This is a genomic window from Streptomyces filamentosus, from assembly GCF_014654895.1.
Classification (GTDB): domain Bacteria; phylum Actinomycetota; class Actinomycetes; order Streptomycetales; family Streptomycetaceae; genus Streptomyces; species Streptomyces filamentosus.
This window is the reverse complement of record NZ_BNBE01000001.1, coordinates 1,966,661-1,979,680: the sequence shown is the minus strand read 5'-3', so window position 1 is coordinate 1,979,680 and position 13,020 is coordinate 1,966,661. Positions and strand designations below refer to the sequence as shown.

Here is a 13,020-nt window from a genome sequence, read left to right as displayed (position 1 = left end):
GCGGACCTCACGGAAGGATGTAGGTGGCGCTGACGCGGATGTTGCGGCCCGCGACGAGCGCGCCGTTGGAGGCCCAGGTGCGCAGGGTGACCTGGCCGCTGGTGGAGAGCCACGCGGAGCCGTCGGCGTAGCCGTCGGAGGCGACCGCGTCCACGGACATCGAGGGGCGCCAGCCGCTGGGCAGGGTGCACAGCGGCTCGTCGTTGATGTTCCCGGCGCTGTTGGCGTCGATCTGGGCGCCGGTGCGGGTGACGGTGACCTGCGTGGTGCACAGGCCGCCGCGGGTGCGGCGGGCGTCGTAGGAGACGACGCTCCAGCCGGTGAGGGCGACCGCGCCCGCGGTGAGGGACTCGGTCTCGACGGGCGGCTGGTAGGCCGTCCAGGCGGTGCCGTTCCACCGCTGGAGCACGCCGTTGTGCTCGCGGTACTGGCCGGTGTAGCCGCCGACGGTGAGCGCGCCCTGGGGGGCGACGCCGCCGATCTCCTTGGGGTACGCGACCCAGCCGGTGCCGCTCCAGCGCTGGAGGTGGTGGGCGACGTCGTTGTCCTGGTACTGGCCGGGGTAGGAGCCGGGCACCCCGGCGTTGTTGTAGACGGGCAGGATGCCGCCGACGTTGGTGACCGTGGTGCGCAGGTCGGTGAGGTCGCCGCCGGTCCAGGCGATGCCGCCGCTGCCGGCCGAGGTGCCGGCCTTGACCCGGACGGTGAAGAGCGGGAGCGAGGCGGGCGGGACGGCCGGGGCGGCCGGGGCTGCCTCGGGCCGGCCGGCGAGGACCTCCAGGACGGCCTCGTGGCGGGTGAGGCCGTCGAAGTCGTCGTCGTACACGCGCAGGACGACGAGGTCGATCCGCGGGTTCAGCGGGTCTCCGTCGCCGAAGGTGAGGACGGTGTCGCCGTCGAGGACGACGGGGTACGCGCCCTGTTCGGGCCGTCCCTGGACGAGGGCCCGTCCGGCGTGGACGGTCGCCGTCATCGGGCCGCTGCCGGTCAGGGACAGGCCGCCGACCCGGTGCTTGCCCTCGGCGGAGCCGGGCAGGATGCCGGAGCGGGTGACGAGCGGGTCGACCGGGATGCCGGCCCCGAGGGCGGTGAGGCGGGTCGTCTGTCGGGTCTGGCCGCTGGGGAGCAGCCAGCCGGGGCGGATGGCCATGGGGGTTCTCCTCTCGGTGGGCGGGTGGCGCGGGCGGGGCTAGGGCAGCGGGTCGACCTTGATGTAGGTGTTGTCGAAGACGGCCTTGACGACCGGGTTGGTGGGGACGACCCGGAAGTAGGCGGTCAGCGTGTAGGTCGCGCCCGGCGTCAGGTTGGAGAAGCGGCGCATGGCGGAGACCGAGGTCGTGGTGGTGCTGGCGGTGTAGAGCCCGTACTCGTCGTCGGGGCCGCTGATGACGGTGGTGCCCTGGGCGAGTTCGAGCGCCATGTACGCGTAGGCGTCGTCGCGGGACCGCATGCGGCTGCCGAAGCCGACGGCGACCGCCTTCGACGGCGGGGCGACGAAGGAGACCCGGAGCGGGTTGGTGGTGCGACCGACGAGCGTCGAGACGTAGCTGCTGGAGGTCGTCTCGCCCTGGTCGCCGTTGTCGACGAAGTACGGGCCGGGCACGGCCGGGACCCAGGCGGTGCCGTTCCACCGCTGGAGCACGCCGGTGGGGGAGTCCCGGTACTGGCCGGTGTAGCTGGCGGGCAGGTTGCCCGCGGAGGCCGGGACGATGCCGCCGGTCGCCGAGGGGTACGCCACCCAGGCCCCGCCGTCCCAGCGCTGGAGGGCGTCGCCGGCGTCCTGGTACTGGCCCGGGTAGGCGCCCGGGTGGACCTGGCCCTCGACCGGGAGGATGCCGCCGAGGCTGACGACCGGGGTGCGCAGGTCGGTGAGCGAGGTGGCCCACGGGATGCCGCCGTTGCCGGCGCCGGCCCCGGCGGGGACGAGCACCTCGTAGAGCGGGAGGCAGCGCTCCGGGACGGGCGGGGCCTGCGGGGCGGGGTCGGGGGTGCCCTGGAGGATCTCCAGCCTGGCCTCGTACCGCTGGCTGTCGTCGTACAGGCCGTCGTGGATCCGCAGGACGATCAGGTCGACGCGGCCGTACTGGGCGTTGCCGGGGGCGAAGGTGAGGGTCTCGGAGTTCGGCAGGGTGACCGGGTAGGCGCCCTGGGAGATGTCGCCCTGGATGACGGCCCGGCCCTCGGAGACGGTCGCCGTCATCGGGGCGGAGCCGAAGGTCCAGAAGGCGGCGCGCCGGTACCGGCCGTCGTAGGAGCCGGGCAGGATGCCGGAGCGGACCTGGACGGGGTTGGCGAGGGTGGTGACGCCGGTCTGGGTGAGGCGGGTGTCCTCGCGGGTCTGGCCGGTCTCTGCGGTCCAGCTGCTGCGCAGGTTCACGGGGTTCTCCTGTCGGGGGTCGGGGCGGTGGGGGTCAGGAACGGATCCACTGGGCCGCGAGCGTGCAGCCGTAGCCGGAGCCGCCGAGGGTGCGGACGGCGGCGGTGTGGGTGTGGTAGCCGGAGAGCTGGAGCATGTCGCCGGTGACCAGCCGGATGAGGGCGCTGCCGCCGACGCAGACGGCGCCGTTGCCCGCGGGCGCGAGCCAGGTCATCCGGGGCTGGTTGGTGCCGTTGACGGTGATCCGGGCGCCGCGCATGCCGGTCTGGCCGTCGTTGGCGTAGGTGACGTGGCCGTTGAGCCGCCACCAGCCGGTGCGCGGGACGGTGTAGGTGAGGCCGTTCCACGCCTTGGCGTCGTCGGCCTCGACGGTGGGCAGGCTGATCGGGGTCCAGGTGTTGGCCGCGAGCGTCTGCTGCTGGGCGGTCGTCCACTGGGTGGCCCCGAACAGCACGGTGGAGGCGCCCTCGACGTACTGCCAGGCGGTGCCGTCCCAGCGCTGGAGGCCGCCGCCGGCGTCCCGGTACTGGCCGGTGTAGGCGCCGTCCGCCGTGCTGCCCGGCGCGATCCCGCCGATCGCCTTCGGGTACGAGACCCAGGTGGTGCCGTCCCAGCGCTGGAGCAGCCCGGAGGTGTCCCGGTACTGGCCCGGGTAGGCGCCCTTGTAGCCGCTGGCCGGCATGATCCCGCCGAGGGCGACCACCGGCCAGTGCTGGGTGGTGACGGCGCCCTTGTCCCAGGCGATGCCGCCGGTGCCGGCCGAGGTCCCCTTGGGGACCTTGACCGTGTACAGCGGGAGGACGCTGCCGGGGCCGCTCGCCGGGACCGCGGGGGAGGCGTCCGCCAGGCCCTTGACCACGCGGACGACGGCCTCGGTGGTGCCGGTGCGGTCGTAGGCGTCGTCGACGACGGCCAGTTCGATCAGGTCGATCCGGTCGTACTGCGGGTCGCCGTCCTCGATGGGCAGGATCTCCGGCGCGGTGACGGCGACGAGGTACGCCCCCTGGGCGGTGTCCTTGCCCTGGACGATCGCGCGGCCGGTGCCGACGGTGGCCTGCATGGGGGCGCTGCCGGTGAGGACGAGACCGCCGGGCAGGACGCCGGGCCGGGAGCGGAGCGGGGTCTCCCCGGCGCTCTGGCCGCTGGGGGTGAGGAGGGCGGCGAGGGTGAGTCGGGTTTCCTCGCGGGTCTGCCCGGAGGACTGGAGCCAGGCGGCTCGTACGGTCATGGGATCACCTCGGGGTAGGGGAGGGGCGGCGCGGAACGGCCGTGGGGGCCGCGCGGTACGGCCGCGGGGCCGCGCCGTGCGACCGCGGGGCGGGGCCGCACGGCGCGGCGGGCGGCACCCGCGCGGGTGCCGCCCGGCGGGGGTCAGCGGGCCGTCACCACTCGGCGCTGCGCCAGCGGACGGTCATGAGGGCCTGCTCGGTGCCGTTCTCGGGCCGGAAGGACAGGTCGCTGCGGCCGGGCTCCAGCACGAACAGCTCCTCCGGGGTGGAGTCGGCCATCGCCGTGTGCAGCCGGGAGGCGGACTTGTTGAGCATCACCGTGCCCGCGCGGGTGTCGACGGTGAGCTCGTCGCCGGCGGCCAGGTCGATCGCGTACCGCAGCCGCCGCCGGCTGACCCGCTCGGTGACGCACGGCATCGAGCAGGGGCCGCGGAAGACGATCACCGGATGGGTGGCGGCGGAGCCGGTGTTCTCGGCGGTGGCGTCGCCGGTGGACTTGGCCTCGCCCCAGTTCAGCGGCCAGTTCAGCGGCCAGGTGAGGCCCGACTCCGGCTGCGGCGGGGTGGTGGCGACGAGCTGCTCGTTGACCGCGTACCGGCGCGGGTCGGCGGCGAGCCACTGCACGGACATGCGGGAGCTGCCCTGGGTGGCGAAGCCCTGGTCGGCGGGGACGACCCGCTGGGCGATCCGGGCGCGCACGGCGAGGGTCTCGCCGTGCAGCCGGACGGCGAGCCAGCGCTCCTCGTCGAGGAGGGCCAGGGCCTGCCGCAGCGCCCGGAGCGCGGCGGGGGCGCCGCCGTGCTCGGGCATCAGGACGATGGTGCCGCCGGTCTTGCGGGGCTTGGCGTAGCGGGAGCCGGGCCAGGCGCCGTGCGAGGTCGGGCGGTCGGCGTCGGAGGAGTCGTACTCGGGCAGGTCCTCCCAGCCGGTCAGGCCGGACTTGTCGACGGCGAAGGGGGTGCCGGGGCCGATGAGGAGCCCGGCCCACTGCATCTGCCCGTCCTGGGTGATGAGGGAGCCGGGCGCGAGGTCGGCGGTGGAGGAGTTTCCGGCGTACGGGATCGTGGTCTCGGCCATGCGGCCGTCACCTCACTTCGGGTGGGTGGTTCGTCAGGTCAGGACCGGCTGTCCGGCGCCGCCGTCGGCGTGGGCGGCCAGCAGGAAGAGCAGGTCCTCGGCGGTCGACCGGGGGCCGGCGCCGGGCTCCTCGTGGAAGTCGCGGATCCGGTGGGGCGGCCGGGGCGCCTCGGTGAGGGCGGGGACGCGCCGGTGCTCCAGCTCGCCGAGCGCGTCGATGCGGTACTCGCCGGCCTCGGGGGGCGCGACGATGCCGCCCTCGGCGAGCATCGGGATCTTGTCGAGCGAGACGCCGAACTTCTTGCCGGTGAGCGGGATCTCGAAGCTCAGCTCGTTGAGGCCGTCGATGATCCAGTTGGCGAAGGCGATGAGGCCGTTGACGGGCCCCTTGACCACGCCGAGGACGGCGCTGAGGCCGCCCTCGACCAGCTCCCCGATGCCGCGCAGGGCCTTGGAGACGGCGTCCTTCGCGGTGCGGAAGAAGCCGGGGACCTTGTCGGTGATCCAGCGGACCACGGGCTGGACCGCGCTCTTGATCCCGCCGATGGTGCGGGAGGCGACGGACCGCAGGGCGTTGCTCGCGGAGCGGACGGCGGAGCCGATCCGGGAGATCCCGCCGATGGCCGCGCCCACGACCTTGAGGGCGGTCCTGAAGACGGTCAGGTACGCCTTGGCGTAGGTCCCGAGGGCCTTGCCGAGCGCCTTCATGAAGGGGCTGAGGAAGTTCCAGACGGCCTGGAAGCCCTTGAGGGCCTGCTGGAGGGCCTGCCGGATGATCCGCTGCCCGGTCTCGGAGCTGACGGCCAGTTCGACGAGGTACGCGGCGACGGGGACGATCAGGCCGACGAGGAAGCCGAGCGGGTTGGCCCGCATGGCGACGTTGACGCCGGTCATGGCGACCGAGGCGACGGTCATGACGGTGCCGAAGGTGCCCATCAGGCCGGTGATGACGTCGGCGACGGGGAGCAGCGGCAGCAGGAGGCCCAGGACCGCGCCGGCGCCGGTGCCGATCCGGCCGGCGGCGGTGCGGGCCCTGCGGGAGGCGTCGGCGACCCGCTTGAGGCGGGTGGCGGCGGGGGAGCGGCGGAGCTTGTCGAGGGCGGCGCGGGGGGCGGCGGCCTGCTGTCCGAGGGCGCGGACGGAGGTGCCGGCGGTGCGGAGGGACGCGGCGAGGCCGGTGAGGTCGCCCGCCGCGCGGCGGACGTCCTGGGTGAGCTTCCGGAGCGGGCCGTCCGCCCCGGTGGCGGCCGTGCGCAGGCCGCGCAGGGGGGAGGCGAGCGGGCGGAAGCGGGGCATCGCGACGACCGCGGCGCTCATGCGCGGGCTCCCCGCGCCTTCACCAGGTACATGAGCGCGTCGGCGGTGGTCTGCGGGTCGCTGCCGCGGGCCGCGTGGTAGTGCTCGATGTGGAGTCCGCCGCCGCCGGCGGCCTGGCCCTGGGCCTGGCGGGCGCGGCGGGCGGTGAGGGCGAGGAGCCGGTCGAGCTTGGAGAGCGGCAGGACGGCCTCGGCCTCGCCGGCCTCGGCGAGGATGGCGGGGACGCCGCCGCTGCGGGGCATCACGACACCGCCGGTGGCGAGCATCGGGATGGTGGGGATGGAGACGCCGAAGGTCTTGCCGCCGACGACGGGGACCCAGCCGGGCACGGAGACCTTGACCCGGTTGAGGGCGCCGATCATCCGGTTGATCAGTCCGATGACGGAGTTGATCGGGCCCTTCACGCCGTTCTTGATGCCGTCGAAGGCGCGGGACGCGATGGACTTGAGGCCGTTCCAGATCGAGGACATCTTGTCCTTGACCGCGCTGAACGCCCTGGGGATCGCGCTCTTGATCCAGTTGACGACCGGGGTGATGACCCGCTTGATGCCGTTCCAGACCGTGCTGATGACGGTCTTGATCGCCTTCATGACCGTGGTGATGACCGTCTTCCAGATCTTCACGTAGGTCTTGATGACGGTGGCGACGGCCTTGACGACGGTGGAGATCGCCTTCTTGATGCCGTTCCAGACCGTCTTGATCAGCGAGCCGGCCTTCTTCATGATCGGCCCGACGGCCTTCATGACGGAGCTGATGACGCTCTTGACCGCGCCGAACGCCTTCTTCAGGACCGTCTGCATCGTCTTCGACCGCAGCGCCATGTCGACGACGGCCTCGATGAGCGGCATGAAGAGTTCGAGCAGCCGGACCAGGAAGTTGCCCTTCATGGACTTGTTGAGCCGGTCCTGGCCCTTGGCGGCCTTGCCCGCGCCCGATTCGTACCTGCCGAGCTTGCCGCCGGCGGACTGGGCGGTGTCGCCGGCCTTCTTCATGGCGCGTTCGGCCTGGTCGGACGCGGTCTTGAGGTTCTTCAGCTGGGTGCCGGCGCCCTGGGCGTTCGTACGCAGCGTCCTGAGCTGCCCGGACGCGGACTGCCCGGCGCTGCCGACCTTCCTGACCGCGCCGCCGGCACCGGACGCCTGGGTCTTGAGGGCGCGCAGGGAGTCGGACGACTTCTTGAGGGAACTGACGAGGGACATGGTTTGCCTCCTTTCGTGGGTGGGGGGATCAGCCGCCGGTGGCCGTGCCGATCTGCTGGTCGAGGGAGCGGATGGTGCCCTGGAGCTCCTGGAACTTCGTCCGCAGGGTCCCGGTCTCACTGGCGAGGTTGTTCATCGCCGTGGCCGTGCCCGCGATGTCGCCCTCCTTGGGCAGCTTCGTGGGGTGGAACTCGCCCAGGGCGGTGTTGAGCCTTTCGAGGCCCTCGGCGAGCTTCACCAGCTTCCGGACGTTGACCTGCTTGACGGCCTCGCGCATCGTGCCGACGGCGTTCGCCGCCTTCGTGGCCTTGCTCTCGCGCGGGAGCCGCTTGAACGAGTCCAGGAACGAGGGGGCGTGCCGGTTGAAGATCTCCACCTGGGGGTTGAGGCCTTCGAGTGCCCTGGTCAGCGTTTCGGCGTTCTGGGCGTTCGCCGGGTTGCCCACGAGGTCGGCGAGGCTGGTGCCGCCGGCCCAGACCCGGGCCTCGCGCTGGTTGACGGCGCCGAGCGTCTCGCGCATCCAGCCGCCGTCGGGGTTCCTGGTCATGATCCGTCGTCCGGCGCGCGCCTCGGGGCTGTTGTCGCCGCCGGGACGGAAGGTCTGCGCGGTTCGCGACAGGTTGACGGCCAGGCCCTTGAAGAAGGGCAGCAGGACGACGATGGCGGCGCCCGCGAGGGCCGCGTAGAGCCACCGCTCCCACTTCACGGCCGGGTCTTCCCTGTTCTCGAAGAACTTCTCCAGCGCCGCGACGAAGCCGCCGGCGATGGGGGTGGCCTCCGCGAACTCCGTCCACTGGTTCTTGGTGGCCTCGGTGTGGATGTCCTTGATCTGTTTGAGGGCCTCGGCGAAGTGCTTCGTGATGAAGTCCTGCGTGGCGACCTTCTGGTCCACGTTGATGAGGTGGTGCTTGAGGAGGGAGGGCAGGTCGGGCTTCGGGTCCTTCTTCGTGCTCTTCGGGTCGGGCCGGCTCTCGATGAGCGCGGCCTTCAGTTCGGAGATCTTGTCGAGGATCTCCTGTTCCTTGTCCTTCGTCGTCATGTCTGCTCCGCTTCCGGCCCGTCGGGGGCCAAGCGCCGAAAAGCCCCTGCCGTGTCCCGGCAGGGGCTCGTTCGTGGGGCGGCACGCCGTGGCTAGGCGCCGTTCTCCCGGCGGGGGCCGTGCGACAGCGCCGCGAGGGCGTCGTTCCAGCCGGCCGCGTACGCGCGGGTCTCGCGGCGGGAGACCTCGGCGCACAGGGTGCCGAGCAGCGCTCTCTTGTCGAGGGCGGCGGGTCCGTCGAGGAGCTGGCGGAGGCGGTCCTGGAGCGGGGTGTACGAGAGGGGTGCCTCGGCCTTCTCGGTCATGGACGCCTGCCTTCCGGTTGCTTGCCCGTGCGTGCGTGGCGGCGCCGCGGGGGAGCGGGGGCACCACATTTTCGAACTGTTGTGCGAACAGAGTGTGGAACATCTGTTCTCGGTTTGTCGAGCGTGAAAGGTCTGACGGCGCGTCTTCTCGTCAGGTAGCCGAACGAGTTGGCGGTGGTCGGAAGGAAAAACGAACCGGGTAACCTGGAGGACGCTCTCCGGACCTGACCGCTCCGGGAGGCACGGGGCGCGAGGGGCGCGCGGGGACCCCAGGGGGCTGGAAGGCAGCACTGACGCATGGACACGGAGCCGGGAGCGAACCGGCGGGAGCGGGGGGTCGACTGGCTCGCCGTCCACCCCGACCTGCCCCACCTCTTCGCTCGGCTCTCCGAGCTCGTCCACGTCCACGGCTACGCCCCCGAGGAGCTCCTGCTCGTCCCCCGGGCCGAGGTCGACCGCCGGGAGACCAGCGCCTTCACCTCCGGCTGGGCCGAGGCCGTCGCCGACGAACTCCCGCGCATCCGGAGGGAGTACGAGCGCCGCGTCGCCGACGCGTACGCCCAGGGGCAGAACGACGCGCGGGGCGTCCGCCGCCCGCCGCGCCGGACGGACGGCGGCCCGCAGGACGGCGCCCGCGTCATCGCGCTCCCCTTCGCCCGTCTCCTCGAACCGCCGGCCTCCGTGGTCGAGGCGGAGGAGCGGGTCCGCCGGGAGCGCGAACTGTTCGAACAGCGTCCCGCGCGCGAGCCGGAGCGGGATCCGGAACCGGACCCGGGGAGGTACGGACCCGGCTCCGTCCCGTACGGCTCCGAGCCCGGCCCGTACGGGACGGAGCCGGGTCCGTACGGCTCCGAGCCCGAGCCCGAGCACGGCAAGGAGCCCGCGCCGGAGACCGAGCCCGACTTCCCGGTCACGGCCCAGGAGAGCCGCGGCCGGCGGAACCCGCGCCCGGTGCGGAAGGTCGTCCGCGGCAAGGGCGGCCGTCCGATCGTCCCGCCGCTCGCCCACGTGCCCGGCCAGCAGTCCCCGCCCGGCGAGCGCCGGGACCCGGACGCGCCCGGCGAGGAGCGGCGGCCGGGCCGGGGCCGGCGCCTCTCCGAGCGGGCGAAGGCCCTGGAGGAGGACCTGGCCGCCGAGCGCCCGCAGGAAGCACCTCCGGAGTCCGCTCCCTGACGGGAACGGACCCGGGGAGGCTCGGGGAGGGACGCCGCGGCACGGGAGCGCCCGACGGCCGGACCGGGCCGACCTGCCCGACCTGCCCGACCGGACCGACCTGCCCGACCTGTCCGGCCGGTCCGGCCGGTCAGCCGAAGAACTGGGCGAGCTGTCCGGGGGAGATCGCGGGGGTCTCCCCGGCGGGGGCGGCCGCGTCCCCCTCGCCCTTCTCCTCCTCGTCCGTCACGCCCGGCCGGGGCACGGGCTTCGGGAAGTCGGGCTGGTCGCCGTCCTCGCCGGCGTTCACGCACTGGAACATCCAGTTGGCGACGGCCAGGTGGTCCACCGTCGCCGCCAGCAGATGGTCGGTGATCGACCACTCGGCCGTCTCGCCGTGCAGCTCGCGCTGCACGGCGCTGTCCCGCGGCAGGTGCTTCAGCAGCGCGAGGACCCGCCGGCTGGAGAGCTCGCCGCGGTGCCAGTCGAGGAGGTCGACCCCGTAGTAGCGGATGAAGTCCGCTTCGAGGGCCTCGGCGTGTTCGTCGACGAACTCGACGAGGCTCAGTCTTCCCCCAGGCCGAGCCCGGTCTCCTTGCCGTAGGCCTCCAGGATGGCGGCGATGTCCTGCATGGTGACGTCGTGCTCCTCGAAGCGGGTGAACTGCTCCTCGCCCATCAGGAGTTCGAGCAGACCGTCCACGTCGTTGTCGTCGAGCCCGCGCAGCCCCTTCGCGGTGGCGCGGCTCAGCTCGGTCGGAAGGGTGTAGGTCTCGCCGTCCAGCTCGAAGGACCACTTGCGGCCGTGGGCCTCCTGGCGCTGGGCGCGGGCGGCGTTGACGTCGAAACGGGCCATGGTGATGCGTACTCCTTGTCGGGAGGGGTGAGGAGGGGAGGGGGCGGGGCGGGACGGCGGTGCGCCGTCCCGCCCCGGGTGGGGCCGGATCAGGCGGTGGCGCCGTACTGGCTGTCCTTCATGAGGAAGGTCGCCAGCGGCTTGCCGTCGCCGTTCGACATCGCGGTGAAGGTGATGCCCAGGGTGGACGCCGCCTTGCGGGCCAGCTTGATGTCGTCGGAGGCGGTGACCTGACCGCGCGGGATGATGAAGCGGTACGTGACCGCGGTGCCGCCGACCTTGACGTCGGTGAACTCCAGGCCGAGGGCGCGGGCGTCCGCGTACGGGCGCTCGGCGATCTCGTACTTGTACGTGTCGGTGGCCGGGGTCGCCTCCGCCTTGACCTCGCCGCCGCCCATGAAGAACGGCAGCGTGTCCTCGTTGAACTGGAGCAGGGAGAACTTCAGCGAGAGGTCGCGGCTGGAGTAGATGAAGTGCACCGGGGAGACCGACTGCCAGGTGTCGATCGGCTCCAGCTTGTCCTTCTTGGAGAAGGTGACGCCGTCGCCGGTCGTGTAGCCGAGGTTCGTCCAGGTCGCGGCGGCCCAGTCGGTGGCCGGGTCGGTGCCGAAGGCCGGGAGGGTGGCGCCGGCGTCGGCGACGAAGAGCTTGCCGGAGCCGGCGACGCGGATCTCGGCGGAGTTGTTTCCTGCCATGGTGGGTTTCTCCTTGGGTGGGTGAGGGCGCCGCGCCCGGCGAAGGGAAGGTCCGGGCACGGCAAAGGCCCCGCCGGACGACGGGGCCTGGTCTGTGGGGGCCGCCGGGGGCGGCCGGGGCCGTTCTCGCGACGGCGGGGGCCGCTGGTGGACGGCCGGAGCCGTCCTCGCGCGGCGGGGGGCCGCCGGGGGCGGCCGGGGCCGTCAGAAGACGGTCAGGGAGAGGCGCAGCACGCAGAGGTAGCGGTTGGCGCCCCGGTAGAGGTAGTCGGGCAGCCAGCGCGGCCCGTCCTGCTCCTCCACGTCGTGGACGGTGTGCGCGCCGAGCTGCTTGCCGAGGGTGGCGAGCAGGGCCCGCCGGGCGCCGTTGGCGAGGACGTGGGCCGCGTTCTTCGTCGGCCCGTACACCTCGAACTCGATCAGCGGCATGTCGACGTGCAGGTCGCCGATCCAGGCGCCGCCGCGGCGGTTGACCAGGACCGCGTTCTGCGTGCCGTCGAACCCGGCGGGCGCCTGGACGGCGATCACCGCCCCGGCCAGCGCCGGGTCGGCCTTGAGGACGTCGACGACCAGCTTCTCGACGTCCGGGAACGCACTCGGGGGAGTGGTCATGACGGTTCTCCTCGGGGAGGGGCGGTGGGAGGGAGGGGCGCCGTCCGGGGGCTCCGGCGGGAGGGGGAGGGGCGCGGAGCCGCGCCCGGACGGCGAACGGCGGAGCCGCGGCCCGTCTCGCGGGCACAGCTCCGCCGCTGCACCAACTGTGACAGAGAGCGTGCGCGCACGCAACTAAAACGGCGGCCGATCCGCCCCGCCCCTCCCCCGGCGCCATCGGTACGCCCCTGACCTGCGGTGATGCCTATCGCCCCACCGGCACCGGCCGATAGGTTGGCCCTCCCCCGACCCCGAGGAGCCGCCCGTGTCCGCCGACCGCCCCCGCCTGCTCTACGTCACCGACCTCGCCTACCCGGCCCGCGGACGCCGCTACTGCGACGAGGACATCGACCTCACCGCCCGCCTCCGCGCCTCCTTCGACCTCGCCCTCTGCCACCCCGGCGACGCCGCCGCCCTCATGGACGCCTTCGACGCCGTCGTCGTCCGCAACAGCGGCCCGGTCCTCCACCACCGGGAGGCGCACGACCGCTTCCGCGAGCGCGCCGCCGCCCTCGGCACCCGCGTCTACAACCCGCTCCACGGCCGCGGCGACATGGCCGGCAAGCAGTACCTCCTCGACCTCACCGCCGCCGGCCACCCCGTCATCCCCACCGCCGACCGCGCCGAGGACCTCGGCAGGCTCCCCGCCGCCGACGCGTACGCGGTCAAGCCCAAGGCCGGCGCCGACTCCATAGGTCTGCGCTTCGTCCCGTACGGGGAGCTCGCCGGACTCCCGTACGAGGACGGGGAGATCCTCGTCCAGCCCCGCATCGACTTCCGGTACGAGGTCTCCTTCTACTTCGTCGACGACCGCTTCCAGTACGCGCTGTACGCCCCCGACCCCGCGCGCCGCTGGGAACTGGTGCCGTACGAACCCACCGCCGGCGACCTCGACTTCGCGCGCGGCTTCGTCGCCTGGAACACCCTGCGCCACGGCGTCCAGCGCGTCGACGCCTGCCGGGCCCCCGACGGCGGCCTCCTCCTCGTCGAACTGGAGGACCTCAACCCGTACCTCTCCCTCGACCGCCTCGACGAGCCGGGCCGCGCCCGCTTCGCCGGGGAGCTGACCCGCTCGCTGCACGACTTCCTGAAGGCATGACGAAGCGCCCCCGCGTCCATCGGGA

14 protein-coding genes are annotated in these 13,020 nt (G+C 73.2%); 2 read left to right on the top strand and 12 right to left on the bottom strand.

What is annotated here, in order from left to right; translation table 11 throughout:
• Positions 1 to 7 precede the first annotated feature (7 nt).
• From IE326_RS08720 to IE326_RS08685, 8 genes are all read right to left on the bottom strand, one after another.
• Positions 8 to 1,150: a hypothetical protein gene (locus tag IE326_RS08720; protein ID WP_150230736.1), complete on the bottom strand. Its 1,143-nt coding sequence runs from the start codon at positions 1,148 to 1,150 to the stop codon at positions 8 to 10.
• A 39-nt stretch (positions 1,151 to 1,189) separates the two neighbouring features.
• On the bottom strand, positions 1,190 to 2,377 hold the full coding sequence (locus IE326_RS08715) for a hypothetical protein (protein ID WP_150230739.1): 1,188 nt from the start codon (positions 2,375 to 2,377) through the stop codon (positions 1,190 to 1,192).
• Positions 2,378 to 2,411: 34 nt separating this feature from the next.
• The gene (locus tag IE326_RS08710; protein ID WP_190041206.1) at positions 2,412 to 3,605 is read right to left on the bottom strand and encodes a hypothetical protein; all 1,194 of its coding nucleotides are present in this window, start codon (positions 3,603 to 3,605) and stop codon (positions 2,412 to 2,414) included.
• A 154-nt stretch (positions 3,606 to 3,759) separates the two neighbouring features.
• A complete protein-coding gene (locus IE326_RS08705; protein WP_150230743.1) occupies positions 3,760 to 4,683 on the bottom strand; it encodes a phage distal tail protein in 924 nt (307 codons plus the stop codon).
• Positions 4,684 to 4,716: 33 nt separating this feature from the next.
• Positions 4,717 to 6,000, bottom strand: coding sequence for a phage tail family protein (locus tag IE326_RS08700; protein WP_190041205.1), 1,284 nt, complete (start codon positions 5,998 to 6,000; stop codon positions 4,717 to 4,719).
• On the bottom strand, positions 5,997 to 7,199 hold the full coding sequence (locus IE326_RS08695; protein ID WP_190041204.1) for a phage tail protein: 1,203 nt from the start codon (positions 7,197 to 7,199) through the stop codon (positions 5,997 to 5,999). Before IE326_RS08695 ends, IE326_RS08700 begins: the two co-directional genes overlap by 4 nt.
• A gap of 28 nt (positions 7,200 to 7,227) precedes the next feature.
• The gene (locus tag IE326_RS08690) at positions 7,228 to 8,238 is read right to left on the bottom strand and encodes a hypothetical protein (RefSeq protein ID WP_190041203.1); all 1,011 of its coding nucleotides are present in this window, start codon (positions 8,236 to 8,238) and stop codon (positions 7,228 to 7,230) included.
• A gap of 92 nt (positions 8,239 to 8,330) precedes the next feature.
• Positions 8,331 to 8,543 (bottom strand): hypothetical protein, encoded by a 213-nt coding sequence (locus tag IE326_RS08685; RefSeq protein ID WP_150230751.1) that lies wholly within the window; start codon positions 8,541 to 8,543, stop codon positions 8,331 to 8,333.
• A 297-nt stretch (positions 8,544 to 8,840) separates the two neighbouring features.
• On the opposite strand from IE326_RS08685, the gene IE326_RS08680 reads away from it, so the two are divergent.
• Positions 8,841 to 9,716 (top strand): hypothetical protein, encoded by an 876-nt coding sequence (locus tag IE326_RS08680; protein WP_190041202.1) that lies wholly within the window; start codon positions 8,841 to 8,843, stop codon positions 9,714 to 9,716.
• 130 nt (positions 9,717 to 9,846) lie between these two features.
• On the opposite strand, the gene IE326_RS08675 is transcribed toward IE326_RS08680, so the two are convergent.
• The 4 genes from IE326_RS08675 to IE326_RS08660 all read right to left on the bottom strand — a co-directional run bounded on the left by IE326_RS08675 (position 9,847) and on the right by IE326_RS08660 (position 11,857).
• Positions 9,847 to 10,110: a hypothetical protein gene (locus tag IE326_RS08675; RefSeq protein WP_373310171.1), complete on the bottom strand. Its 264-nt coding sequence runs from the start codon at positions 10,108 to 10,110 to the stop codon at positions 9,847 to 9,849.
• Positions 10,111 to 10,259: 149 nt separating this feature from the next.
• Positions 10,260 to 10,550, bottom strand: a complete 291-nt coding sequence (locus tag IE326_RS08670) for a hypothetical protein (protein ID WP_150230755.1) — start codon at positions 10,548 to 10,550, stop codon at positions 10,260 to 10,262.
• Positions 10,551 to 10,639: 89 nt separating this feature from the next.
• Positions 10,640 to 11,245 carry a phage tail tube protein gene (locus tag IE326_RS08665; protein ID WP_150230756.1) on the bottom strand — a complete coding sequence of 202 codons (606 nt, stop codon included), beginning with the start codon at positions 11,243 to 11,245 and terminating at the stop codon, positions 10,640 to 10,642.
• A 204-nt stretch (positions 11,246 to 11,449) separates the two neighbouring features.
• A complete protein-coding gene (locus tag IE326_RS08660; RefSeq protein ID WP_150230758.1) occupies positions 11,450 to 11,857 on the bottom strand; it encodes a hypothetical protein in 408 nt (135 codons plus the stop codon).
• Between the two features lie 304 nt (positions 11,858 to 12,161).
• Between IE326_RS08660 and IE326_RS08655 the strand changes: the two genes are divergently transcribed.
• On the top strand, positions 12,162 to 12,995 hold the full coding sequence (locus IE326_RS08655) for an ATP-grasp domain-containing protein (RefSeq protein ID WP_150230760.1): 834 nt from the start codon (positions 12,162 to 12,164) through the stop codon (positions 12,993 to 12,995).
• The last annotated feature ends 25 nt before the right edge of the window (positions 12,996 to 13,020 follow it).